The organism is Candidatus Nitrososphaera evergladensis SR1 (genome assembly GCF_000730285.1).
GTDB lineage: Archaea > Thermoproteota > Nitrososphaeria > Nitrososphaerales > Nitrososphaeraceae > Nitrososphaera > Nitrososphaera evergladensis.
Map to the genome: position 1 here is coordinate 2,699,559 of NZ_CP007174.1, position 23,522 is coordinate 2,723,080.

The 23,522-nt window shown below is 51.8% G+C and carries 31 protein-coding genes; 11 read left to right on the forward strand and 20 right to left on the reverse strand.

Features of this window, described 5'->3' with window-relative positions; translation table 11 throughout:
• Nucleotides 1-14: 14 nt before the first annotated feature.
• Together NTE_RS14765 and NTE_RS14770 are read right to left on the reverse strand one after the other, a co-directional pair.
• On the reverse strand, nucleotides 15-761 hold the full coding sequence (locus NTE_RS14765) for a PepSY domain-containing protein (RefSeq protein ID WP_158385641.1): 747 nt from the start codon (nucleotides 759-761) through the stop codon (nucleotides 15-17).
• Nucleotides 762-1,098: 337 nt separating this feature from the next.
• Nucleotides 1,099-1,710, reverse strand: coding sequence for a hypothetical protein (locus NTE_RS14770; RefSeq protein ID WP_148701713.1), 612 nt, complete (start codon nucleotides 1,708-1,710; stop codon nucleotides 1,099-1,101).
• A gap of 147 nt (nucleotides 1,711-1,857) precedes the next feature.
• On the opposite strand from NTE_RS14770, the gene NTE_RS14775 reads away from it, so the two are divergent.
• The 3 genes from NTE_RS14775 (at nucleotide 1,858) to NTE_RS14785 (ending at nucleotide 3,130) form a co-directional block, all read left to right on the forward strand.
• Nucleotides 1,858-2,355, forward strand: coding sequence for a hypothetical protein (locus tag NTE_RS14775; protein WP_148701714.1), 498 nt, complete (start codon nucleotides 1,858-1,860; stop codon nucleotides 2,353-2,355).
• A 71-nt stretch (nucleotides 2,356-2,426) separates the two neighbouring features.
• Nucleotides 2,427-2,810: a PPOX class F420-dependent oxidoreductase gene (locus tag NTE_RS14780; RefSeq protein ID WP_148701715.1), complete on the forward strand. Its 384-nt coding sequence runs from the start codon at nucleotides 2,427-2,429 to the stop codon at nucleotides 2,808-2,810.
• Between the two features lie 5 nt (nucleotides 2,811-2,815).
• The gene (locus NTE_RS14785; RefSeq protein ID WP_148701716.1) at nucleotides 2,816-3,130 is read left to right on the forward strand and encodes a hypothetical protein; all 315 of its coding nucleotides are present in this window, start codon (nucleotides 2,816-2,818) and stop codon (nucleotides 3,128-3,130) included.
• Nucleotides 3,131-3,435: 305 nt separating this feature from the next.
• Here the strand turns inward: NTE_RS14785 and NTE_RS14790 are convergent, their stop codons facing one another.
• Nucleotides 3,436-3,750, reverse strand: coding sequence for a hypothetical protein (locus tag NTE_RS14790; RefSeq protein ID WP_148701717.1), 315 nt, complete (start codon nucleotides 3,748-3,750; stop codon nucleotides 3,436-3,438).
• On the reverse strand, nucleotides 3,747-4,013 hold the full coding sequence (locus NTE_RS14795) for a hypothetical protein (RefSeq protein WP_148701718.1): 267 nt from the start codon (nucleotides 4,011-4,013) through the stop codon (nucleotides 3,747-3,749). The genes NTE_RS14790 and NTE_RS14795 overlap by 4 nt, the downstream gene beginning before the upstream one ends.
• A 44-nt stretch (nucleotides 4,014-4,057) precedes the next feature.
• Between NTE_RS14795 and NTE_RS14800 the strand changes: the two genes are divergently transcribed.
• From NTE_RS14800 to NTE_RS14810, 3 genes are all read left to right on the forward strand, one after another.
• Complete coding sequence (locus tag NTE_RS14800) at nucleotides 4,058-4,669, forward strand: hypothetical protein (protein ID WP_148701719.1); 612 nt, start codon at nucleotides 4,058-4,060, stop codon at nucleotides 4,667-4,669.
• 31 nt (nucleotides 4,670-4,700) lie between these two features.
• Nucleotides 4,701-5,783 (forward strand): hypothetical protein, encoded by a 1,083-nt coding sequence (locus NTE_RS14805; RefSeq protein WP_148701720.1) that lies wholly within the window; start codon nucleotides 4,701-4,703, stop codon nucleotides 5,781-5,783.
• Nucleotides 5,784-5,869: 86 nt separating this feature from the next.
• The gene (locus tag NTE_RS14810) at nucleotides 5,870-6,838 is read left to right on the forward strand and encodes a cation diffusion facilitator family transporter (protein ID WP_148701721.1); all 969 of its coding nucleotides are present in this window, start codon (nucleotides 5,870-5,872) and stop codon (nucleotides 6,836-6,838) included.
• 17 nt (nucleotides 6,839-6,855) lie between these two features.
• Here the strand turns inward: NTE_RS14810 and NTE_RS14815 are convergent, their stop codons facing one another.
• Nucleotides 6,856-7,056, reverse strand: coding sequence for a hypothetical protein (locus NTE_RS14815; protein ID WP_148701722.1), 201 nt, complete (start codon nucleotides 7,054-7,056; stop codon nucleotides 6,856-6,858).
• A gap of 101 nt (nucleotides 7,057-7,157) precedes the next feature.
• Here NTE_RS14815 and NTE_RS14820 point away from each other — a divergent pair, with 101 nt between their 5' ends.
• Nucleotides 7,158-8,006 (forward strand): DNA-methyltransferase, encoded by an 849-nt coding sequence (locus tag NTE_RS14820; RefSeq protein ID WP_148701723.1) that lies wholly within the window; start codon nucleotides 7,158-7,160, stop codon nucleotides 8,004-8,006.
• Here the strand turns inward: NTE_RS14820 and cbiT are convergent.
• Genes cbiT through NTE_RS14835 form a run of 3 tightly spaced genes read right to left on the reverse strand, consistent with a single transcriptional unit; the run spans nucleotide 7,996 to nucleotide 9,427 of the window.
• Complete coding sequence (gene cbiT / locus NTE_RS14825) at nucleotides 7,996-8,577, reverse strand: precorrin-6Y C5,15-methyltransferase (decarboxylating) subunit CbiT (protein WP_148701724.1); 582 nt, start codon at nucleotides 8,575-8,577, stop codon at nucleotides 7,996-7,998. The two genes, NTE_RS14820 and cbiT, sit on opposite strands and share 11 nt — an antisense overlap.
• Before the next feature lie 28 nt (nucleotides 8,578-8,605).
• Nucleotides 8,606-8,902 (reverse strand): hypothetical protein, encoded by a 297-nt coding sequence (locus tag NTE_RS14830; protein WP_148701725.1) that lies wholly within the window; start codon nucleotides 8,900-8,902, stop codon nucleotides 8,606-8,608.
• 51 nt (nucleotides 8,903-8,953) lie between these two features.
• Nucleotides 8,954-9,427, reverse strand: a complete 474-nt coding sequence (locus tag NTE_RS14835; RefSeq protein ID WP_148701726.1) for a hypothetical protein — start codon at nucleotides 9,425-9,427, stop codon at nucleotides 8,954-8,956.
• A 309-nt stretch (nucleotides 9,428-9,736) separates the two neighbouring features.
• Here NTE_RS14835 and NTE_RS14840 point away from each other — a divergent pair, with 309 nt between their 5' ends.
• Both NTE_RS14840 and NTE_RS14845 read left to right on the forward strand, forming a co-directional pair.
• A complete protein-coding gene (locus tag NTE_RS14840) occupies nucleotides 9,737-10,006 on the forward strand; it encodes a hypothetical protein (protein ID WP_226987051.1) in 270 nt (89 codons plus the stop codon).
• A gap of 74 nt (nucleotides 10,007-10,080) precedes the next feature.
• Nucleotides 10,081-10,362, forward strand: a complete 282-nt coding sequence (locus NTE_RS14845; RefSeq protein WP_148701727.1) for a hypothetical protein — start codon at nucleotides 10,081-10,083, stop codon at nucleotides 10,360-10,362.
• 324 nt (nucleotides 10,363-10,686) lie between these two features.
• Here NTE_RS14845 and NTE_RS14850 read toward each other — a convergent pair whose 3' ends face one another.
• Nucleotides 10,687-11,388 (reverse strand): hypothetical protein, encoded by a 702-nt coding sequence (locus NTE_RS14850; RefSeq protein WP_148701728.1) that lies wholly within the window; start codon nucleotides 11,386-11,388, stop codon nucleotides 10,687-10,689.
• A gap of 89 nt (nucleotides 11,389-11,477) precedes the next feature.
• The gene (locus NTE_RS14855) at nucleotides 11,478-11,873 is read right to left on the reverse strand and encodes a hypothetical protein (RefSeq protein WP_148701729.1); all 396 of its coding nucleotides are present in this window, start codon (nucleotides 11,871-11,873) and stop codon (nucleotides 11,478-11,480) included.
• A gap of 225 nt (nucleotides 11,874-12,098) precedes the next feature.
• Between NTE_RS14855 and NTE_RS14860 the strand changes: the two genes are divergently transcribed.
• Both NTE_RS14860 and NTE_RS14865 read left to right on the forward strand, forming a co-directional pair.
• A complete protein-coding gene (locus tag NTE_RS14860; RefSeq protein WP_148701730.1) occupies nucleotides 12,099-13,394 on the forward strand; it encodes a hypothetical protein in 1,296 nt (431 codons plus the stop codon).
• Nucleotides 13,395-13,619: 225 nt separating this feature from the next.
• A complete protein-coding gene (locus NTE_RS14865; RefSeq protein ID WP_148701731.1) occupies nucleotides 13,620-14,681 on the forward strand; it encodes a V0D/AC39 family V-type ATPase subunit in 1,062 nt (353 codons plus the stop codon).
• Here the strand turns inward: NTE_RS14865 and NTE_RS14870 are convergent, their stop codons facing one another.
• From NTE_RS14870 to NTE_RS14910, 10 genes are all read right to left on the reverse strand, one after another.
• The gene (locus tag NTE_RS14870) at nucleotides 14,682-14,951 is read right to left on the reverse strand and encodes a zinc ribbon domain-containing protein (RefSeq protein ID WP_148701732.1); all 270 of its coding nucleotides are present in this window, start codon (nucleotides 14,949-14,951) and stop codon (nucleotides 14,682-14,684) included.
• Between the two features lie 37 nt (nucleotides 14,952-14,988).
• The gene (locus NTE_RS14875; protein ID WP_148701733.1) at nucleotides 14,989-17,106 is read right to left on the reverse strand and encodes a V-type ATP synthase subunit I; all 2,118 of its coding nucleotides are present in this window, start codon (nucleotides 17,104-17,106) and stop codon (nucleotides 14,989-14,991) included.
• Nucleotides 17,107-17,290: 184 nt separating this feature from the next.
• Complete coding sequence (locus NTE_RS14880; RefSeq protein WP_226987052.1) at nucleotides 17,291-17,632, reverse strand: ATP synthase subunit C; 342 nt, start codon at nucleotides 17,630-17,632, stop codon at nucleotides 17,291-17,293.
• Nucleotides 17,633-17,753: 121 nt separating this feature from the next.
• Nucleotides 17,754-17,882, reverse strand: a complete 129-nt coding sequence (locus NTE_RS17395) for a hypothetical protein (RefSeq protein ID WP_264357919.1) — start codon at nucleotides 17,880-17,882, stop codon at nucleotides 17,754-17,756.
• Complete coding sequence (locus NTE_RS14885) at nucleotides 17,879-18,541, reverse strand: V-type ATP synthase subunit D (RefSeq protein WP_148701734.1); 663 nt, start codon at nucleotides 18,539-18,541, stop codon at nucleotides 17,879-17,881. Before NTE_RS14885 ends, NTE_RS17395 begins: the two co-directional genes overlap by 4 nt.
• A 4-nt stretch (nucleotides 18,542-18,545) precedes the next feature.
• The gene (locus NTE_RS14890; protein WP_148701735.1) at nucleotides 18,546-19,940 is read right to left on the reverse strand and encodes a V-type ATP synthase subunit B; all 1,395 of its coding nucleotides are present in this window, start codon (nucleotides 19,938-19,940) and stop codon (nucleotides 18,546-18,548) included.
• On the reverse strand, nucleotides 19,933-21,735 hold the full coding sequence (locus NTE_RS14895) for a V-type ATP synthase subunit A (protein WP_148701736.1): 1,803 nt from the start codon (nucleotides 21,733-21,735) through the stop codon (nucleotides 19,933-19,935). Before NTE_RS14895 ends, NTE_RS14890 begins: the two co-directional genes overlap by 8 nt.
• Nucleotides 21,736-21,739: 4 nt before the next feature.
• Nucleotides 21,740-22,366, reverse strand: coding sequence for a V-type ATP synthase subunit E (locus NTE_RS14900; protein ID WP_148701737.1), 627 nt, complete (start codon nucleotides 22,364-22,366; stop codon nucleotides 21,740-21,742).
• A gap of 29 nt (nucleotides 22,367-22,395) precedes the next feature.
• Entirely contained in the window at nucleotides 22,396-22,905 is a 510-nt protein-coding gene (locus tag NTE_RS14905) for a DUF5615 family PIN-like protein (RefSeq protein ID WP_158385643.1), read from the reverse strand.
• A complete protein-coding gene (locus NTE_RS14910; RefSeq protein WP_148701739.1) occupies nucleotides 22,902-23,504 on the reverse strand; it encodes a CBS domain-containing protein in 603 nt (200 codons plus the stop codon). Before NTE_RS14910 ends, NTE_RS14905 begins: the two co-directional genes overlap by 4 nt.
• Nucleotides 23,505-23,522 lie beyond the last annotated feature (18 nt).

The following is a 23,522-nucleotide window of genomic DNA, read 5'->3' on the forward strand; positions in this document are numbered from 1 at the left end:
TGTGTGTATGTATATCATTCGTCACAGCTGCTGTCATCGTCATCATCATCGTCGTCGTGGGAGTGATGGCCGCCGTGGTCGTCATCGTCATCATCACTGTTGCCGCCACCATTACTGCTTCCTCCACTTTCCTCCATTGCATCCTCTATGTCAGAGTTGCCCGCAGGTATTCCTGGAGAGGTGTAAAGTATGTTTCCGTCTCCTGGATCGACGATCACGTGATAGACATTGTGGTTGGCAACGTCTACTACTGTAACCGTGTACACTAGGAAGCCCTGTACCACGTCCAGCTGGCTGTCGACTACGGTGCCATTGGTAACTTGAGCAGCTGCTATCTGGGTAGCATTGCTCTGTGGAACGGCAAGACTGCCTTCGTCAAAGTCGTCTGCGGACATGGTGCTGTTGACGATAATTGTCCCTACTATACCTGAAGTGTCTTCTGCCCCGGTTGTTGTGGCGTTCTCTTCTGGAGCGGTCATGGTGCTGTTGTTTTCTTCGGGAGCGGTTAGTGTGCTATTGCCTTCAGTAGCTGTGCTATTGTCTGCTTGACCGGTTATGCCTTCTTGGTCTGTTGCGGTACTATTGTCCATCTGGTCTGTTGCGGTACTGTTGTCTAGTTGATTTGTTTCTGTACTGTTTGTTGCGGCGGTGCTGTTATTATTTTCTGGAGCTGTCAGCGTGTCGTTGCTATTATTGTCTTCATCCTCATCAGTGGTTGTCTGCGCGAAAGCAGCAAATGGCAATGCTGCTATTGATGCCATCGCCAAGACTGCAACCAACAGGACAGGAACTAGCAACTTTTTATTTCCTGTTAGACTTGACATCATTGAGTCCCGACAGCCATGATTCTTAAGATTTGAGGAGAAGAAACAGAGGTTCAAGATTATTTGGAATAGTCACAGTAAAAATATCAAGAAGTTGTTTTTATCCTGCAAAGGGCATTGTTACCAGAGTCTTTCAGGTTTTTTGTAAAATCCCTTGGGATACTTTTTCTCGTATGCCGCAAGACTGGTTTTTTTCTGCGCCAGTTAATTGCAGTGTGTACGCACTACCATCTTTTTGATAAAAAATAGGATAGGCGTATGCGCGTAGCTATATTCAGCTACGCCTGCGCCTTTCATCCTCAGTCCGCGACCTTGCCTCTCTTGATGCCTGTCCAAACGTCTCGGTAAAGTCTGTGGCTATCCTCACCATTTCCCTTGTGTTGTCTCTTGCATGGTTCATGGTAGCCCGGGCTGCTTCAATGTTTGCAAACATCATGTTGTTGGCCATCCTCGTGGTGGCTATCGTGGCATCTGCAAAGCTGCCCGCCATCCTTGTGTACATGTCTGCCATAGCCTGGGGCGACATCGGCATTCCCCACCACGACTGCTGCTGTTGTTGTTGCATGTACTGCATCCAGCCCGACTGCATGGTATTGATGGCATGCCTCTGAGAGTCAAGGTAGCTCTCTGCAATATCCCTTGTCGCATCTATCGTTTGATTTTGATAATCGTTTACAACTTGATTGTACTTTGGAATCTCTTTTCTCGCTTCTTCTATCGCCTCCCGGATATTCTGCTTGGTTTCATCGATGGACCGCGCTACTGCTTCCTGCTGTTGCTGAAGCTCTTGCTGCTGCGGATTGGGATTGCTGCCGGCTCTGCTTCCGCCACCACCCTCTGCGGCTCTTTTTTCTGATTCTTCTTTGTCGTCCTTTCTAGACGCCATATTTTTCTCATTGCATGAACTGCATCATGAAACAAAAGGGTTTTGAGAGCACGGCACTGGCGAACCATCATACGCACGCACCGTCATACATCCACAATAACAAATAATAGCATAATACTTTAGCAAGAGTGGTACTGACCCTCCTGTATGGGCCTTTCGATAACACCTTTCCTAAAGGACGCACTTGCCGATCTGTATTTTCGCCAGACCTGCGACCAGGAAGGCTGGGCGTACGTCTCGCCCAAGGATGCCTCGTTCATAGAGAAAAACACACTTGTTTTTGCCAAGGGGCCGCGCAGGATCCAGGTCAGGGTGCACGAGCAGATCGCCCAGGAGATAAAACAGGCGATGGCTCTTTTTGATTACCTTGCGTGCAAGGTGGGCCAAAAAGAGCACAGCGCCATCGTGGTTGCCAGCCCGCTTGCGCTCTGCTGGGTAAAGACGAGGGGCGGCAGGAGCTTTACGGACGACCAGCTTGACCAGATGAGCAAGATCCGGCTTCCCCTGGCGGTATTTCGCATCCGGGATGTGCTTGTGCCGCCTGCCAAGATCGAGACAAAATGGGAAACAAAGAGCGGCAAGGAGTGGCTTGACGAGATTGACGACAAGAGGGAAGAGGCCGAGTCCGACGACGACTACCTATAGATAGATAGACCACGAGCTTGCGGCGATACTGAAAAGATTAATTCCCGCAAAATCCAACCAGAGAGTTGTATATGGGCCCAGACCTATCGCAGTTTGAAGGCCAGCAGTGCATCAACCTTGAAACCTACAAAAAGAGCGGCCAGCCGGTGGCTACCCCGGTGTGGTTTACCATAGATGGCGACAGGCTGTTTGTCGTTACAAGGAGCGAGACGGGCAAGGTCAAGCGCCTGCGCAACAACGAAGCGGTCAGGATAATGCCGTGCGGGATGCGAGGCGAGCCAAAGGGCGAGTGGCTGAGCGCAAAGGCGCGGTTTGCCACGCCAGAAGAGACAGAGAAGGCGCTGAAACAGAGGAGCAAGAAATACGGCTTTAAGGTCAAGATCGCCGGGCTTTTTTCGTCCGGCAGGGGCGACCTCGTGGCAATATCAATAGCGCCAGAAGAAGGAGCACAATAGCAGCAATGATCAAGGTAGACATTTCGCGCCTGTGCATAGAACTAAAGCCGGCGATCCTTGGCGCTTTTTCGGCCGACGACAAGGACATTGTAATAGTACATGAGGACGACATACAGAAGGTCAAGGGAGTTTTAGAAAAGGCGCTGCCAGCCGACTATGTGGTTGCAGAAAACACGGAGGACCCGGAAGAGCTTGCGGTCCTGAAAAAGGGCGACTTGGAACAGCTCAGCCTCTACTTTTGCAGCTTTTGCGCGATGGTTTTCAGGTCAGAGACGGAGCGCAACCTGCACCAGAGAGTCCACTATTTCGGGTTCGGCTGATGACGTATAGCAGACCCACAATGCAATTTCCAGGAATTTTATGTTACAAGAAATTTTAATTATTGAAATTTGTACTAGAACAAGAAAATTGTAATTTTTACATAAACAGAATATTTTAATACTAAAAACTCTATATTACTATTGCATGAAGATCGTGCCTACAACCATTGCTTGACGATGGCGCTTGGCGGCACACGCACGCATGAAAGAAAACAAAACTGCATCAGAAAAAAGGTCTAAAAAGCCGCGACTTTAACGGCATGGGCTGTAACAGGTCGTTGGTGCAGGATCGCCAAGCGCCCCTATTATCCCTCTTCTTCTCTTAGCTTTATCTCCTTCACGCCGACATCCATTACCATGTAATAGCGATCTTCGGCAGCTTGTATGATGTCGCCTGCAGCTATCGTTGCGTGCGGCCGCTTCTCCTTTAGCGGGTGGCCAAACGGCCTGCTTCTGCTTTGCTGGAAGCGCAGCCAGATCTTGCCAATGGTGATGACGTTTTTCAGCTCGTGCTCCCACACAAGGTCGTAGATGGTTTCAAGGGCCTGCCTGCTGATCCTTGCGCTGGCAAGATCGATGTCGGCAGCCTCCTCTCTGCAAAAGTAGACCCGGACCTTCATTTCTTTTGTTGCTGCTGCTTCACCTGCGGCGCCTGAAAGTTGCCGATGTCAAAGCCCTTTTCGCGCAGGTATTTCAGCGTCAGCTTGTAGACTATTTCGTCGTGGCCTGCCGCTTCAAGCACGCGGAACCACGCCACCTCTCCTGATTGCGCTATTTCGCCCACCAAAACGCCGGTGACGACCCTTGCCTCCTGGCGGCACTGCTCAAACGTCTTGCCGTTGCGGTAGGTGTGCGTTCGCGAATCGCAGGCATTGTCATCCATGCTTGAGCGATCTTTGACAAGAGATTTAAACAGTGCATCTGCTAATGCCAGCTGACGTGAACAACAAGGGCAGGGTTATCGCAGGCGTCGCTATCGGGGCGGCAGTCGCCTACTTTGCGATTGCAGTCCTTGTCCTGCCGGGGGCATACGTTCCGATGATGACGCCTCCAAAGCCAGAGCCGGTGGTAACGGACGTTTCTGTTTCCAATAGCACGATAGAGCTTGGCCAGAGCTTCGCTCTGCGAGTCAACGCCACGAACCAGGGCGACCACGCCGACAGGCAGATAGTGTCAGTCGCGTTTCCAAACGCCACAAGCACCGACGGCATTGTGACCGTGCAGGAGGAAAACTTCAAGCAGGGGGCCACCTTCATCGAGACAGGCAGGGATATTGGCTCTGGGTATGCAGGCGTAGCCCAGAAGGTAAAGGCGCAGTATCCGTCTGTCGAAATATTCAGCAGCCCGTGGCAGAAAGGCGAGTCCTTTGCCATCACGCTGTCTGTCAAGCCACCGCAGGAGGGCAGGTTCGTGTTTTTCGTAAAGGCAATCGGCTTTCCGCACAACGGCGATCAGGCGCACTGGCCTTCCAGCGGCACGCTTGACCACCAGAACGAGTACGTGAGCGTTTATTCTGTATACGTGATGACAAAGGCTTAAAATTGTCGAAGCTGGTGAATATTACGAACGCATGAACTACTTTCAGCGCGGGACGCTCATTTCTGAACCGGCACAGAGGCTCTCTACGGGGTACATCATCCTCACGCTTGGAGTCCTCATGGCAATATCCGGAGGCACGTGGGATGTCACGAACCACCTGCTGAACAAGCCGGAGACGTTCTTTTCGCCTCCCCACGCCGTGCTCTACTCTGGAGCCGGGACGGCGGTGTTTGGCGCCGTGCTTGTGCTGTCGGCATCCCGTGCCGTCAAAAAAACAGAGTGGCCTGCGAGGCTTGCGATTGCAGGAGTCACGCTCTTGCTGGTGGCCGGCCCGGTAGACTTTTGGTGGCACTCGCTCTTTGGCCTTGACGGACTTCTCAGCCCGCCTCACGCCGTGCTTGTAAGCGGCATGGTGACAAGCGGAATCGGCGCCATGATAGGAATCATTTATGCGTGGCCGAGGATTGACAACAGCAGCAGCAACAGGAGAACGCTTCCAAAGGCGCTCTTGGTGCTTGGCATGCTGCCCGTCTGGCTGGCAGCTGCCGGTTCTATCGACATGTTCTCGCTTCCATTCTCCGATACAGGCTTTTTCCACTTTAATCCGCAGCCGTGGGCAGGCGCGATTCTTGCCATGCTCGGCTTTCCGCTGATAACTGCCGCGATCATGGTTGCGACGTTCAGCCTTGCAGGCAGAAAGTTTGGAGTCGCATCTGCCCTTGCCGGTACGTTCGTGTTTGTCAGCGCGATGACGTCCATAGTTCCCAACGAGGCTCTGTGGCCCACCATCCCGTTCTATGTGTCCGTCATGGTGCCCCTTGTCGCAGTCGACGCCACACTGTCGCACTGGAGGTCCAAGAGCGCGATATTTGCGGCAGGCGCAATTGCCGGCCTCGCGTTTTTCGTGCTCTACTATCCGCTGATAACGCACACGTTCAACGAGGTAGTGATGCCTGACAGGGCGGTGTGGGCAAGCCTCACGGGAATCATCTACTTTGAGATGGTGCAGACGGTGTTTCCTCTTGTTGCAGTGCCGTCCGCGGCCATGGGCATCCTTGGAGCAATAATAGGGCAGAGGATGGCTACAAGGGCAGAGCTTGCTCTTTTGAAATAATAATAGACAGCACCCTCTATTTCTCAGGGCTGCAGGTACACACGCACGCACGCCCATACTGAAAAGAAAAACAGTGAAAATCTGCAATGACACAGGAAGAAAGGAGAAACAAACTGGCACTGGAGCGGATGAAAAAGCTCAAGATAGTGCTTGCCCTGACTTCAGGTTACCTCGTTGCAGAGGTTGTTGGAGGTTTTCTCACCAACAGCCTTGCGCTGCTTGCAGATGCGGGCCACATGCTCACCGACGTTGGCGGCCTTACTCTGGCGCTCTTTGCCGTCAGCTACGCCCGCAGGCCGGCCACCCCGCAGAGGACGTACGGCTTTTACAGGATGGAGATACTTGCTTCTCTGGCAAACAGCATAGTCCTGATACTGCTGTCGATATACATCCTGTACGAGGCCTACAGGCGCATTTTTGAGCCTCCGGAAATCCAGAGCCTGTCCATGACCATAGTGGCCGCAGTTGGCCTTGGAGTGAATTTGGCGGGGCTGCGGCTGATGAGTGGTGGCGGTGGTAGTGATGGCAGTGGTGGGCACGGCCACGACGTGCATGATCATCACCACCATTCAAGCGACCAGCACGGCCAAGAAGAAGAAAAAAGCCTGAACATTGAAGGCGCGCGCCTGGAGCTTTTATCGGATACGCTGGGATCTATCGGCGTAATTGCCGCCGGCGCGGTAATAATGGCAACCGGGTTTTACCTTGCAGACCCCATAGTCAGCATCGGCCTGGCGGTGTTTATCCTCCCAAGGACGTGGTCTCTGCTCAAAAAGTCAATCCACATCCTGATGGAGGGGGTCCCAAGCAACATATCATACGAAGAAGTGAAAAACGCGATACTTCAGGTGAGGGGGGTGACCGGAATATTTGACATGCACATATGGACCATAACATCGGGCATCAACGCCCTGTCTGCGCACGTCGTCGTGATAGACACCGGCAGATCGCACGCGATATTGCAAGAGATAAACTCGCTCCTTGAAAAGCGCTTCAAGATCACCCACGCCACCATCCAGATAGAAGGGTATCACTCTGAATCAGGCGCGCCTTGACTTCTTTGCATGTTCTTTTAATCAAACACGTGCAGCCCGCCGACCATCGACATCAACGCCACGACCACGATTATTATCAGCCCTATCACCAGGCCGACTGCAATGAGCGACATGTCGTCCATCTGGATCTGGTTCAACAGCATCGAATTCTGCTGTTGTGCGTCAAAAAGCGACTGTATGAATGCCGGGTTTATGACAAAGACAGGCGCTGCTGGCATGAAACTTGTAGCCTTGCGCTTTACTTAAGGATTACGTCTTTTGCCGACCTCTGGCATTTTGCTTAAATGCTTGGCAGGAAACTTGCAAACCGTATACACATATGAACAATCGTCCGTACAGGGTGCTGCGCTACGGCAATGACAGTACTGCCACCCTGTACCTCAAGGACTGCATCGCAGGCTTTGGCGATGACGTCAGGGAAGGCTCGGTCGACGTCGTTGTCACCTCGCCCCCGTACAACATCGGAGTCGGCTACAACTCGTACCACGACAGTATGCCCCGCGAGAAATACCTTGCATGGATTGAAGATGTCGGGGTCGCAGTCAAGAGGGCGCTTGCCGACGACGGCTCGTTCTTTCTAAACATCGGCAACAGGCCAAAGGACCAGTGGATCGCATGGGACGTTGCCTCTGTCATGCGCAAGCACTTTGCGCTGCAGAACGTCATAACGTGGGTCAAGTCAATAGCAATAGGCAAGGCAGACGCAGGCAACTATCCCGGGATTGCCGGCGACATTGCGGTGGGCCACTTCAAGCCCGTCGCCAGCGAGCGCTTCCTCAACGACTGCTACGAGTACATCTTTCATTTCACGAAACACGGCGACGCAAAACTGGACAAGCTCGCTGTTGGAATCCCGTACCAGGACAAGAGCAACATAGGCAGGTGGAAAAAAGCAAAACAAGACAGGCGCGACAGGGGAAACACGTGGTTCATCCCGTACGAGACGATACAGAGCAGAAAGGACAGGCCGCACCCTGCCACGTTTCCGGTAAAGCTGCCAGAGATGTGCATAATGCTCCATGGCCACGCCAGGCTCGTCGCCGACCCCTTCACCGGCATCGGCTCGACCGCGCTTGCCGCAAAAAGACTCGGCATATCGTTTGTAGGGTTTGAGATAGACAAGAGCTACCTTGACGAGGCAATAGATAGGTTATTGCTTATTTCGTAGCCGAGATCATCATCACCGGGTTTCGCGCAAGCATCATCGTGCCCGTCGTAACTTTTCGAGCCTTTGCAATCGTCACCTGCGTCACGTCAACATCTTTTAGGCCCATCTCGCCGACTGCTGCAAGTGCCTGGTACATCGTCTCTATCAGTATCGTGTCGATGACAATCCTGCCGCCTTTTTTCAGCCTGTCCATGGCCAGCTGTATCACCTGCCTTGTGTCGCCCCACGTGCCTCCCACTATGACGGCGTCGACCTGCGGGAGCGCCGGGAGCACGTCCTGCGCCTTTCCAAGGATTACCTGCGCTTCAGTTCCAAACTTGGCAAGGTTCTTTTTCGTCAGCTCTATTGCGTTGCTGTCAAAGTCGATTGCATATACTTGCCCTCCTTTTGTCTGCAAGCACAACTCGACAGTGATGCTGCCGCTGCCGCACCCCACGTCAATGGCTGAATAGCCTTCCTTGAGCCGGAGCTTGCTTATTGCAAGGGCGCGCACGTCTTCCTTTGTTATCGGGACATCCTCTGTGCGCTCGAAAAGCTCGTCAGGGATGCCAGGCGTGCGATAAGCCCACAACACGGGCGACGTTACGAAAACCCGCTATTTATTTTAGTATCGAACCTTGGTGCAGCGCGGTGTAGACGATGACCATTGCCAGTATGTTCATGAATATGAAAGGCACGATGCCGTCGTAGCCGGCCTTTTTCTGCACTTCCTTTGGCTGGCCCTTTGCAAACATCCTGCCAATGACTACAGAGATCAGGAAAAACGCGATTGCGATGCCAAGCGCCATCCCGACTGCCGTGCCCTGATCCGTGCCGGGCGCAATCGCAAAACCAGCTATAGTGCCGGCGATTATGCCCAGTACAATGCGCATGTAGTAAACCCTATCCAACGCCACGTTCGGCATTGTGTTTGACTGCGGCCGGTAAAATGCCTTGCGGCTACTAGCCTAACCCCAGCCCATCTTGTGCTTGTAGTAGCTTGCCAACTTGGCGTGCTTCATGCGCTCGCCGGCGTTCTCGGCCTTGTCCATCTTGCGCAGGTGCGTCCTGAACTGGTAGAGGTCGCACATGCAGACGCCCGTCACCGGCTTGTACTTTACTCTCGACACTTCGTGCTTTTTGTGGCTGGCGTACATTATCGCCAGTTTTGGTACGAGCTTGCTTGCGATTATCCCGCCTATGGCGATGTACAGCGCCGGCCCTGTTGCAAACGCGTGATAAGGATTGACGCCGGCCGACTGGAAATACAAAAGGGGCCCCAGTATAGATGCAAGGACGCCTCCAAAGGTGGCTACCGCAGAAACCCGGGAGAGCCGGTCGTACTGGGCGGTCTCTTGCTCAAACTGGTCAATCAGCTTTTCGTATTTCTCGTCTAGCTTGGCCTTTTCTTCTTCAGTAGAAAGTGCCGCTGAAATCTCCATATGTGCTCTGTGTGCGGCAAACTCGCTAATTAAGTTTATTTCAGGGAAGATTTCCAGTTATTTTTCAGTTAGAGATTTCTTCCAAAGCGTATTTTATAATGCAATAACAGGAATATGATAATTATTTGATTGTGACGGTCTGAGTACTGCAGCAAAACATCTCACAAATTACAAACTTTGAGGGGTTTAATTGCAAGTGCTTGCACGTGCCAAGTTGGCCATGATGTAATTCTTGTGTTTTATGATAATATATGGGTATATGATTTATCGTGAGAATATTAATATTTCGTGAAATTTTTTTAACTATTGATGGAACAAGGCCGTCGCCACTCAAAACAGACGCTGAAATTTTCCGCACAGAGGCTGGACAACATGACGCCAGAACTTTTGGCAAAATCGATGTGGGTGAGCACCGGCATGGCAATGATATTTTCGCTTCCGCCCCTTGGGTTGTTTATCGGCCTGTACGAGGCTGAAATGCACATTGGCGTTGCGGCAGGCATTGGCTTTGGAGTCCACTTTGCAACGCTTGCATTCTCTAGGAGAATAGCTGCTGGCCTGTCCAAGCTGTTCGACTGAGCTTTAGCACTAGATTTTTTGACACTCACGGTTTACTTGTCAGACGAAATTTTTTTCATGAAGAAGGGAAATAATTGAGCAGGATATACGAGATCCACAGATACAGGGGCGACGAGTTCCAGTACGTCGTGGCAAGAACCAACAAGCATTCTGAGGATTATGTTAAAGCAGACGTGGAAAAGATGAACGCGCTCTTGTCGCCGGAGATGCGGGCGGAGGGCATCAGGTACGTCTTTGCGCTTGGCACGGTTGACGGCATGAACAAAAAGACGGGCGAGCGGGCGAAAAAGAAGGAGAAGCAGGAGAAGCAACAACAGCAGGATGGCGCGCAGGTGCAGTTGTCCCCTGCGAACTAATGATTTGTTACAATTAATTATTAACAAAATAAAGGACTAAGGTAAAAAGGACACTAATCGCGAGTAACCCGAGTAATTTTGGGGCATTCCCCCTTCACTGAAAACGGAACAGCTGCTTCGAATATTAAAAAAGCAGCATCGAACAGGATAACACCTCATAATCGAAAAGGCTTGCCCCTAGAGCCAACTTTGCATCCTTACAAGTTGGTGCAAGATGGATGTAGATATGGCGTAAAATATGCTGGTATTGGCGCGGTCTTGTCAAGATACTTGCAACCATAGATCCAACAATGCATCCAAGACGACTTCCTGCTTTGGCCTGACCTATGGGACGTAACAGAATGTATGCTTGTCCTTACGTCTAAAGTGTCTTGGATCCTCTTCTGTTAGCTGTTTTGCTTTCCAAGTGGCGTGCCCTCTTTTCCAATCTTCATCTCCGAAGCCAGAAAATTCTGGTAGCCTCTTAACATGCTTATAGAGAGATTCTGTTGTGATGCAGCGTCTCTTATCACCTTCGCCCACGATAAACATCCGTACGATTTCCTTCTGGGACAACTTCGACGATTTGCCCCAATTGATTTCCTCTAAGAGTGGTTTTAACGTGTCCACATAGAGTTTAAGTTTTCTAGATAATTCGTTCAAAAGGCCGTCGTCAAGACTCTTTAGCTGTCCATCCCAGTCTATTCTTTCGTAAACTTTTGTCCAAGCTCTTCCCCACCTTTCAAACTTTGCATCCGGTAATTCTTTCAAAATCTGCCTAGATTTTCTTTTCATCGCATTAAGGATGACCAGATTCCTATTCTTGCTGGTTTCAATATGTAATCCGATCTCGATGAAAGGTCTCTTTTTGCCGAACCATGCCTCAAAGTGAATGTTCTCGTTTCCATATGAATACTGCACAAATTTACCGTTGTAATGCACCTTTGTCCTCGCATTTCCAACCATACCTTTCTGCCGGATTATCTTATCAAGCTCCTGCGCAGCATCTGCAAGGCTAGAATAGGTCGATGTGATCGGTATTTCCAACTTTTCTGCAGCTTTAAAGAAATCACACTTCGAACGTTCAACTAGAATTATTCCAATTTTTCTGTCGAGAAAATGTTCATGCGCCCATTCTAAGAAATCTTCTTATCTTCCACATCCTGTTTCCGGAATGCAACGTAGAATGCAACAGGAATTGTTTTTGACTCTAGCATCCTCGTTATTGTATTTAGAGGAATATTCCATCGTTTTTCATGGAGCACTGCCTCTAGGAAATCCTTGCCATTGCTGGAAATCAGGGCCGTATATGCTAAGAGTTGTCCGAATGTTCCTCCTATGTTCGTGATACGGCTTGTTATCTTGCACTCCACTATTCTCAGTAGGTTTTCGTCATCGTCATAGGAAACCACGTCGAATAAGGAACGCTTAAAGCCAAATTCTAGGACATCAGTTCGAAGACGTCTTGCAACAGGAATGGCGATTTCCTTTTTTTCTCTCGGAGTGATGCCAATTCGTCTTGTGCTAGCCATCCGTGCTTACAGTTTGCTATTAGATGGTTATTATTAAATTTGAAGATATTCAGGTTCTAAAATCTACAGCATCAAAGATCCATTTTCAGCAATGTCTACTACGTTAGTATGCCATTTCTTATGATATTCTTCCTGTTCCGTATGAATTGGAATAATACGCTTAGCATCTGAATACTGTATTATCTTTCTTATCTGGTCGCCAGACTCGTGTTCTGAAACATAGCTATGGTTCCAGTCTTTATCCTTGGAAATCAGATTATGGTGAGCATAGCCGTGAATAAAGTATTTCTAATGCCAAAATCAAGTGCATCTGTGGCTCGGGAGTCGTATCAACAACATCTCGAATCGCTTGATTATCTGAAGAAAATCTTAGATGAAGAATGGATATCGAAGCAGAGTCAAACCAAACCGCCAAAGTTAAACCGAAAACAGATAGACAACATGAGCTTCCTCCGAATTGGAACCCACAAGCACCCTCTAGTTTTGCTAATTGAAGATGCAGAACGTGATCTTGAATCTATGCTGACAACGAATGCATCACCAACTGAAGCCATCCTGAAAGCCTCAAAAATAGCAGAATCCCTGAGAATACTAACGGATAACGGAATAGCTAGAGTAGCGGAGAAGATTGAGAGTATCAAAAATGCAACTGATGATACCTATCAGAAAACAATCTATGAGATTGAAGTCGGTGCGGCGTACCTGAAAAAGGGCCATAAGGTAGAATTTGTGGCAACTCAACATAAAGCGGGTAAGAGAACATTTGATTTGCTAGTGGATTGTGCAATCGAACTAGAATGCAAGAAAAAGGATAGAGCATCTAACTCGGGAAAAAGAAACAAAGACTATTGGACGACAATTGCGACAAGAGCTAACAAGCTAATGACTTATCTTGGCTTGAATTACATGATTATCATTAAGACGCTTCTGAACCTTGAGGAAGAAGATATGGAATTCATATCAAAAAAGCTTGATGAGCTCATCCGGGCGAAGAAAGAAGGCTCGTTCAGCTATCTTGAAAAGGGTGTTAGTATTTTCTTAACAAGAACTGGTGAAAAAGACCAAGATATTGAAGCAACTGAGTTGGAATTCAGAACAAGCGAACCATTAGATTTTACGATTGGTCCAAAGGGTGAATTAATGAAACGGGATGATGGCAAGACCTATTGGAGAAATACAAGATTCTTTGGATTTAAGACAAGTCACTTGCGAGACCGTGCCGGAAGTGTAATTGACTCTATTGCAGATGCAAGTGGGCAATTTTCAGGGACAAGACCCGCAATAATCTACATTGATCTGAATATTTTCATGGCGTCTGATTTAGAAAAAGACCTTCAAGTCATCATTCCAATGATCATGGCAATACTCGCCAAAACAACAAGCATTGCAGCGGTAGTAATTACCAACGAAGTTCTGACAGAAGATAGGCAGAAAATAACTTTCATCAAACGTATACTTATTAATGAAAATGCCAAGCACCGACTACCTGAAAGCTTTGGGATTCCAGAGGATTTACCATAATGTAATTTGAGACGAAATGAACTCGATGTTGATGACCAAGACATTGTGATAAGAAGCGACAATTCAAGTTGACCGTGAAATAGCATACGCTTATGGCGGACCCACATCATGACTTAACGGTCAAGTTCTTTGCAAAGGCCTTTCAAGTTACTAAAACAGAATCTAGCGGTCAACCACAACCTAATGATTTTTATAAAGCGCCAAGGGCATTGAGACTGCGTACACATGGCTAACAAGGTCAGCATTCCAAGCAAGATCTTTGGCACCGTCCTTGCCCACAGCATGAGGGGCAAGATGCTTTCAAGGACCGAGCTCCAGACCCTTGCAGAGTCAAGGGACATTGAGGAGCTCGTAACTAGGATGAAGAACACGATATACCTTGACGCGCTGGCAAAGCTGACCAAGCCGTACACCGCTGAAAAGGTGGAAGGCGCGCTGCGCGAGCACCTTGTAAACACGCACGCCAAGATGGTCACGCTTTCAAGCGGCGCTGGAGTGCTCAACGCATATTTCGTTAAATACATCACGTGGAACCTGAAGATTATCCTGAAAGGCAAGGCGCTTGGCAGGACGTACGAAGAGCTGTTGCCAAAAATCAACCTGCGAGCCGAAGAGCTCGTGGGAAGGCGCGACCTCGTAGTCAAGGCGCTTGTCGCAAAGGACTTTGACGAGGCCGTGGCGTCGCTTCAGGGAAGCGAGTTTGGAGAAGACGCAAGAAAGGCGGCGGTCGTGTACAAGGAGAAGGGCGACGTGAGGGCGTTTGACACCTTCCTTGACCACGCATTCTACAAGTCGCTTGACAAGTCGATGTTCGGCGAGTCGCCCCTGCAGGACGTCCAGAAGCTTGTCACGGTCGACATTGACGCTTACAACGTGCTTGCCGTCCTGAGGGCCAAGTACTGGGGCCTGTCGGCGCAGGAGACAAGCGACCTTGTCGCCATCACGACGACCAAGATAAGCAGGGACACGCTCCAAAAGATGATAAACGTGGAAAAAATCCAGGAGGCAATCGGCGAGCTATCAAACACTGCCTACCGCGACCTGATACCCAAGAGCGCTGAAAACGACATTGACGCGATAATGCAGCTGGAGGAAGGCTTTGAGCGCGTCTCTGTAAGGAGGATAATGGCGTCGTACAGGACGGTGTTTACTCTTGGCAACATGCTTGCGACGCTAAAGCTGATGATGCTAGAGATTCGAAACCTTGCAGCTATTGCCGCCGGCGTCGAGCAAAAGATACCCGCCGACAGGATAATGGCCAACCTGGCCAAGACTACTGTACAGTAGTCACATCCATCTTTTCAATCCCGATATAACTGCGCGGGACATCTCTTCGGCCTTTTGCGCAGGGATGCCAAGGTTCTTTGTCATAAAGTCGACTGATCTTTTTATCATGTCCTCAACAGTCAAGTCCGGCATCGTAAACGCGCCGGCCTGGAAGCAGAACTTGCAGTACTCTTTTGTTGCACTGCCGTTGCCGTCTGTGCCGTAAAACCCGTCGCCAAGGGGTATGCCGCAGCTCTGGCATCTACTTGTAGTAGAAGAAGGATCGGACATTATTCTCCTGTAAAAAAGGAAGAGGGGCGTCGTGTACTTATTGCTTCTTCTTGCCGCTGCCGTCTTCTTTCCATACTAGGTTGGAGTAGAGCATGTTTGGCACGAGCTTCTTGAAGGTGACGCCGTCCGACTTGTACCACTTCGGGAACCACTCGTACAGGTGCAACCTGATGGTCTGGATGTACACTATCAGGCCTTCGATCATCATGATGCCAATGTTGCCGCCAATCAGGATGGCAAGCCCGCCTCCGTGCTCAAACGAGTTGTTCACGGTGACAAGGAGCGCCGAGTGCACAAGGAGCATGATGCCGATACGGGAGTACGATATTGTGTTGGCAAGCATCTCGATGGTCCTTACCATCACGGTCTCGACCACGATGCCGACCATGCCTCCGTGCGGCGACTCTTTGCCTTCTGCCTTCAGGTGCTTTTCTTCCTTCATGCCACCGATGATGGTGATTGCGATGCACGCAAAGATGACAGGCGGAGCGGCTCTTGCCACCATGCCCACCGTCACCCAGGGAAAGACGTCGCTTATCCATGGGATTGGGCCGTACGTCTTGTTTGACAGGAACATGCCAATGATGTCGTACTGGGCCCCGATGGCAGTCAGTATGAGCGAGACTACCGCAAGGTACTGGATGATTGCAGGGATGTCGTGCGTGTATACCATCAGCTTGTTGCCAAGGCGCCAGTCTGCCCTCAAGCGCAGGCCGAACGCCAGCAGCAGGTGCCCTATTCCTATGGCTACCGACACGGCAAGTATCTTTACCACCTGATCAAACGTCAGTTCTGCCACGGACAGCAGGCCGATGAACGGGAGCGCGCTGGCAAGGCCGCTAAGCACCGCAAGCTCGCTGAAGTGGAACCCAAACATTTCGCCTGTCCCAAGGCCTCCAACGGTTGCCGCAAGGCCGCTTGCGGCCACCAGCGTTCCCCACATCTTTAGCCTGCCGTTTCCGCGTATCCGAAACAACATGCCGAGGCCAAAGAGCAGTATGCCGTGGCCAAAGTCTGCAAACATCAGGCCGTAAAATATCGGCCAGACAAAAGAGATTATCTTGGTAGGGTCCGTCTCGCCGTACCTTGGCAGGCCCTGCGTCTCGGTGATTAATTCGAAATTCTTGGAATATCCCTTGTTGGAAAGCAGAGTCGGCATCGTGGGCTTGCCGGCATCTTGGAGGTCAATAGTCACGCCCGTTTCCTCGACCACAGAGACATAGTCGTCGCCGGCAAGTTTCTTGAACTTGCCTTCCATCTCTGCCGGGATATAGCCCTCTATTACTGCAAAGTTTTTCGTCCCGCCCGGCTTTCGGGTCGTTTCAAGAACGTCCTTTGCCATGCCGGCGGCCTCGCGAAGCGAAAGCACCTTTGTGATTATGGACTCTTTTAGTTTCACTACCTCCTTGTCCAGCTGCTCCATTCTGGCTTCAAGCTCCTTGACCTTGGCGCTGGCTTCAGAAAACGCGACGTTTGGGTTCTGCGGCATGTTTGCCGGTATCTGGAGCGGGTTGATGCCAAAGCTGCGCATCACCTTTGCTATCCTCTCGGAATCTTCTGCGGATCCTACTATTGTGAGGGCGGTCTTTTTCTCGCCCAGGTTTGTAGAGTATACCGCAAGGTCTTCAAGGCTCTTTCTTATCTCGGCCTCGTCGGTTGAATCGATGACGTAAATGCCGGCGTAGAATTTGGAAAGGGTGCCAAGGCGCGTCAGGTCCATGCTGAGGCTTGACGCGTTCTCGGTGAGCGCCTTCAGGTTTGAATATTCCTCAAGCGACTTTTGCGTCCTGTTGCGCTCGTCTATTATCTTTCTTGCGCCCTCCAGCTCCTTTGCGGCCCTGTCCTCAAGGTCGGCGATAAAGCCCTGGATGTTGTCGATGTGGTAGTCGGTCTTGCCCTTTGGCGCGCCCCTGAACATCGTTGCCAGGACGCCGGCCTCCGCAGGGATGCCCAGTGCCTTTATCACCTCGTCGATCTCCTGGTAGAGCTTTTGCGCCTTTAGCAAAAGGTCGTCGTAGTACGGGTTAAGGTGCTCAGAAGCAGAAGAGCTCGGTATTGGGTGGAACCATTCAAGCTCGGCCAGCTTGCTGACGGCAGCTTGTGTTTCCATCCTAGGCAGGATCACGGTTGCCTTTTTCAGCTTGGCTAACCCCATAGTATATTGTTCAGCATGAAGAAAAGACGATCTCTTTAAAATCCTTTCCCTGAGATGCAATCACGCTCCTTTCATCTCGTTATAGAAGAAGAAAAGTTCCTGGTTTGAAAATGAAAAAAGGAAAGTGTTCCCGCCATTTTTTGTCGCTGGCGGTAGCGGCTGCTGTGATGTTATTGTTCCTCTTTTACTGGCCGAGGATAATGAACATCATGACTATACCGTAGATGGCGATTGACTCGACCATACCCACGATAATGAACACGCTGGACTGCATCTTTGGGTTCTCGCTGATGGCCGCAAGACCTGCCGCGCCCACAAAGCCAAGACCAAAGCCAGCGCCAAGCGCTGCCAGACCGAATGCTATACCCGCAGCGAGGAACTTGAACGCGCTAGAACTCGTGGCTGCAGCGGCTCCACCTGCTTCCTGTGCATAGGCAGCCGGGCTTGCAAACGCAATGCCTGCAAACACAACTGCCGCGAGAATTGTCAAAAGTGAAAGTGCGCCTCTTACTTTCAGTTGCATCATTAGGGCTTTGGCATGAAGAGCCCTATTTAATAGTAACTACATTGTGAGCGTTATAGGTTCTAATCGTGTAAAATTTACACGCGCAAAAACGGTGCAAGAAAATATAGGAAAAAGGCGCTAGCTAGACCTTTGACAGCGCCTTGCGCTTGCTCTGGGCGATCTCTTCCTTTACCTTCTGCTCCATAGAGTCGCGCTCGGACTTTAGCTGCGCCTTGGCCTTTTCAAAATGATTGGTTATATCATTGCTCATGCGCTTGTTGTCGCCTCTGCCTCTGCCAGCTTTTTCCTGTCAAGGACTACTTTAACCTTCTTGATCCGGACAAACTCTTCGCGCTCGCGCTCTTCAAGCGTCGCCTTGATGAAGTAGATGGCATCCTGGTACTGCGGGATGATGATGTATTCCAGCGCGTTGATGAGTTTTTGCGTGCGTTCCAGCTCTTTTGCAAGGCTGAATATCGCGTTTTCGTACTCGGCGGCCTTGCAGACTGACGGGAGCATGTTCTTTATCAGTTTCGACGCCTTGTCGACTGACGCGTTCGTTTCTATGAAACCATAAGAGAGGTGCTGGCTTCCTTCGCGCGTTTTCACGGTCAGGGTCGGGATCTTGACGTCGACGATCCTGCGCACGTTGACGTCGGTCTCCATCACGCTCGGCGTCGAATCAGAGATGGATTCAAGAGTGGTGGTTCCAAGCGTCATGTATGCGTTGTAGACTGCAGAATAGATCTCGCCAAGCGGTGACCATATGTCTTCCCTTGCCTTGTTGGCTTCCTCTATCATCTCGTCTATCTTTTTCAGGAGCACCTCGCGCTTGTCGTCAAGGATCTTGTGCACCATCTTGGCTACCTGCATCGAGCGGCGTATCTTGATGAGCTCGATCTTTGTTGCGGTTACCCTTCTTGATGACATATTATTACTTGCTGCCCTTGTAGTATGCCTTGATGTACTTTTCCTTGATCTTGGTCAGCTCGGCCTCTGGAAGCGTCGACAGCACTTCCCACGCCCTTGCGAGCGTCTCGTCGAGGTTCCTGTTCTCGTCTGCGGCCTGCTTTAAGAAGTGGTTCTCAAACATGTCGCCTGCGTCCAGGTACTTTAGGTCGGTTCCTGTGAGGCCGGCGCGGCCGACGATTTCTGCCAAGGCGCGCACTTCTTGCGCCCTCGAATAGAGGTCGTACATCTGGTTCCCTACCTCAGGGTGGTCTGCGCGTGTCTTGCCCTCGCCCACTCCGTCCTTCATGAGCCTTGACAGCGATGACAGCACGTTCACCGGCGGGTAGATTCCCTTTCTGAACAGGTCGCGTCCAAGCACTATCTGGCCTTCGGTGATGTATCCGGTAAGGTCTGGAATAGGGTGCGTGATGTCGTCTGCCGGCATTGAAAGGATCGGCACCTGCGTGACAGAGCCGTTCTTGCCCTTTATCCTGCCTGCGCGCTCGTAGTTGTTTGCAAGGTCGGTGTAAAGGTAGCCGGGATAGCCCTTTCTGCCGGGCACTTCTTCCCTTGCCGCGGATATTTCGCGCAGCGCCTCTGCATAGTTGGTCATGTCAGTCAGTATAGCAAGCACGTGCATTCCAAGGTCAAACGCGAGGTACTCTGCCACCGTCAATGCCACTCTAGGCGTGATGATGCGCTCGATTGCAGGGTCGTCTGCGAGGTTGAGGAACAGAACAGAACGCCTGAGCGCGCCCGACTCTTCGAGGCTGCGCTTAAAGTATTGCGCCTCAGAGTACTGCACGCCGATTGCTGCAAACACCACAGCGAAATCCTCCTTGGTGCCGACGACTGACGCCTGGCGCGCGATCTGCGCGGCAAGGATGTTGTGGGGCATGCCAGAGCCAGAGAATATCGGCAGCTTTTGTCCCCTGACGAGCGTGAGCATGCCGTCGATAACTGACACGCCTGTCTGGATGAACGACGTCGGGTATTCCCGCCTTTCAGGGTTCATGGGCTCGCCGTTGACGTCGAGAAACTTGTCGGCTATTGGCTCCGGGAGGCCGTCGTTTGGCCTGCCGAGGCCGTCAAACACCCTGCCGAGGAGCTCCTGCGACACGGGCATCTCCATGGTCTTGCCGAGGAACTTGGCCTTGGTGCCAGACACCGTGAGGCCGGTCGTCCCCTCAAAGACCTGCACTACAGCCTTGCCAAAGCCCACTTCGAGGACCTTGCCAAGCCTGCGCTCGCCTTCCGCCGTCTCGATTTCAACCAGCTCGTCAAAGGACGCCTTGGTTATGCCGTCGATAACCATCAACGGGCCCTTGATTTCTGCTACTTTGGTATATTCAATTCCGGATGCTGTTGATTCAGGCAACTACTTTAACCTCCTCTGTCTTTGCGCCACCCGCGCCCAGTTTGCGGAAGCCCTCGTCAAGCGCCTTGTCAAGGTCTGCCAGCTTGGCAAGCTGGTCTTCTGGGATGTCAAACTTGGCCTTTAGGAGCTGCGGGATTATCGGCATTGCGCGAATGTCCGCAAGCGGGACTTCGGCCTTTAGCGCCTTTTGCGCTTCCTTGAAGAACTTGACCATCAGCTTTACCAGCTTTACCTGTTTCTCCGGGCTGCAGTAGGTGTCAACCTTGTCAAACGAGTTCTGCTGTAAGATGCCGATTTTTATCATCCTTGCAACTTCAAGCACCAGCTTTTCCTCGTCGGGGAGCGCTTCGGGCCCAAGGAGCCTGACGATTTCCTTCAGGGTGTCTTCTCTCTGCAGGATGTGGTACGACTCGCCGCGCAGCTCGTACCAGTCGCCTGACACGTTTTCCTTCCACCACTTGGCCACGTCCTCGAGGTATCCCGAGTAGGACTGCATCCAGTTGATGGACGGGTAGTGACGCGAGTATGCAAGCCTCGTGTCAAGCGCCCAGAAGGTCTTGATGAACCTGATTGTGTGCGTCGTCACCGGCTCGGTAAAGTCTGCGCCTGAAGGCGACACTGCGCCTACGAGCGTCACAGAGCCTGCGCGGTCTGGCGAGCCAAGGGCGCGTACGCGGCCGGCTCTTTCATAGAACTCGGCAAGCCTTGACGCAAGGTACGACGGGTAGCCTTCTTCAGCAGGCATCTCTTCGAGGCGGCCCGACATTTCACGGAGCGCCTCCGCCCACCTGCTTGTAGAATCTGCGACGAGCACGACGTCATAGCCCATGTCGCGGTAGTATTCTGCCATGGTGACTCCAGTGTAGATGGACGCTTCCCTTGCCGCCACGGGCATGTTGCTGGTGTTGGCGACGAGCACGGTCCTTTCCATGAGCGGCCTGCCGGACCTCGGGTCGATGAGGTGCGGGAACTCGACAAGCACTTCGGTCATCTCGTTTCCGCGCTCGCCGCAGCCGATGTAGACAACGACCTTCGAGTCGGCCCACTTGGCAATCTGGTGCATGGTCACGGTCTTGCCCGTTCCAAAGCCTCCGGGGATTGCGCCCGTTCCGCCCTTTGCAATCGGAAAGTAAGTGTCAATGACGCGCTGGCCTGTCACCAGCGGGACCGTCGGGTCGTAGCGCTCTGCATAAGGCCGTGGCTTGCGCACCGGCCACTTGTGGTACATTTTCAGCTGCGCCTTGTTGCCGTCCTTTTCCGTCGTAGCTATGATGTGCTCGATGTCATAGTCGCCTTCCGGCACAATGTCAACCAGTTTTGCGCCCTTGGCGTGGTCCGGCGGGACAAGGATCTTGTTTACTAGAAGCGGCGTTTCTTCGACGGTGCCAAGGATAAATCCCGGCCCTACTTCGTCGCCCTTTTTCATCACCGGCTTGAAATGATATTTCTTTTTCATGTCAACCGGCGTGGTCTGGATTCCCCTGCCGATGAATGCGCCCGATTTGGCCGCAATCTCGTCAAGGGGCCTCTGGATACCGTCGTAGATCTTGCCGATCACGCCCGGCCCTAGGAGCACGGACAACGGCTGGCCTGTTCCGACCACCGGCTCGCCCGGCTTTAACCCGGACGTTGACTCGTACACTTGGATGAATGCGACGTCCCCTGTCAGCCTGATGACTTCGCCTATCAGCTTCGAGTCGCCGACCTCGACTGTCTCGTACATCTTTGCAGCGGACATGCCGTCTGCCTTGACTGCAGGACCGCTAACCCATACAATGCGTCCTTTGGCTACCATACTATTATTCCTCTCCTGCCTCTCCTCTCAGCATTCGTGCAATATTTTTCCTTATTAAAGGTTTGAGTCGCTCGATCCTCGAGTCAAGCGTGTTGTCAAACGACATGGTGCCGTCTGCGGATTTCACGCGGACGCCTCCGATTGCGTTTATCGGCTGGTCGGAGACCCTTGCCTTCAGCTTCGGGTTCTTTTTTGACAGGTCTGCGACTATTTTTTTCACCTGTTCAGTGTCGTTTTTGTTGCACTCGACAATCACGTCGTCAGAGCCGACCGAGGGGATGGCCTCTTCGACCACCTTGGCCAGGAGCGCCCTGTAGCTCTCGTCCTTGCTGGACGACGCAAGCCACGCCTTGGCGCGCTCAAACGCCTCGTTGACGTCGGTTTCTATCATGACGAGCTCCTTGTTGCGCGCCGACAGCCTGCTGGAGCCTACGATCTGGCGCTTTAGGTTCTCGGCCTGCTTTTTTGCAGACTCGATTATCCTTGCGCGCTCGGCGTCAAGCTTGCCCCTTGACGCCTCGAGGTTCTTCAGGGATTCTTGAAAAGCCGAATCAATTTGCGAGATCAACTCTGTTTCCTTTTGAGATAAAACTTTGTTTATGGTTCGCTCTAGAGCAGAATTCGAACTCATACTGTGGACTCTGCCCGTTCCTCGTGATTTTAACCTTTTGATGCGGACAAGCGGTCCTCAAGGTTCCGGGCAAAAGCCCTTATGCGCCCAAGGTGGCCCCCGTCCCAGTACACCTTTTGGCAGTCCGTGCACTGCCAGAACCCGTCGTGCCGGGCAAGGACCGTGGCCGGCACCAGCGCGCCCACCTCTTCCGGCCTTTTCTGTACGAGGGCGCCGTTGCAGGAGGTGCACCTTGACCCTATTCTGGAAAAAAGGTTCGCAGAAATGCCGAGTTTCTCAAAAATGTGCGCCATGTCGTCAAGGTCGCTTGTTCCGTCCACGAGCACGCCCGGCGCACCCTGCTTCATCATGCGCTTGAACAGCTCCTTGTCGGCCGTGAGGATCACCCTGCCCTGCTCGGCGGCAAGGCGCAGGATTTCGTTGTCGCTTGTGTCCGGCACGTACAGCGTGTCAAAGCCGAAAATGCGCAGCTTGCGGGCGACGCTTCCAAGCATGGCGTCCGCAAGGAACTTTATGTCATCTTCTTCTTTTTCGCTCATGCAGGCTCGGGGGTGGTCGTGGCCTCGCCGCGGCATACTTCGCAGATAAAGGTCCCCTCCTCGTCGTACTGCAAAAGGTCGGACCACTCGCCGCACTCGTCGCAATAGCCAGACACCTTGCCTGCCGGCCTTCCAAGCTCGCCACGGATGATCCCGGCTTTTTCCGACACCACGTCCACAAGGTCGGGGGTCACCGCAATAACGTCAGAAGCAGAAATGATGCCCACCAGGCGATCCTTGTAGACTACGCCCAGGCGCTTTATCCCGTGCTTGCGCAAGAGGCGCGCGGCCTCCGTAATGCTCTCTTCGCTTTCAATGGAGTGCAGGTCCTGCATCACGTCGCTTGCCGTAACGGAGCTTGGCTTGGCGTCCTTTGCAACGGCCTGCGTCACGATGTCATAATCTGTGACCAGCCCCACCGGCTTGTCCTTGTCCATTATGATGATGCTGCCTATCTTTTCTGACTTCATCTTTTTTGCAACGTCGCGGACGGTGTCTTTTGGAGATGCGCTAATAACAGGACTGTTCATAATGTCGCGTACAACCACGCGAGTAGTCATGTTTGGGTCGGCGTGCTGCCTGACTGGCTTTTTTACCACGTGCAATGTTGTGCACCG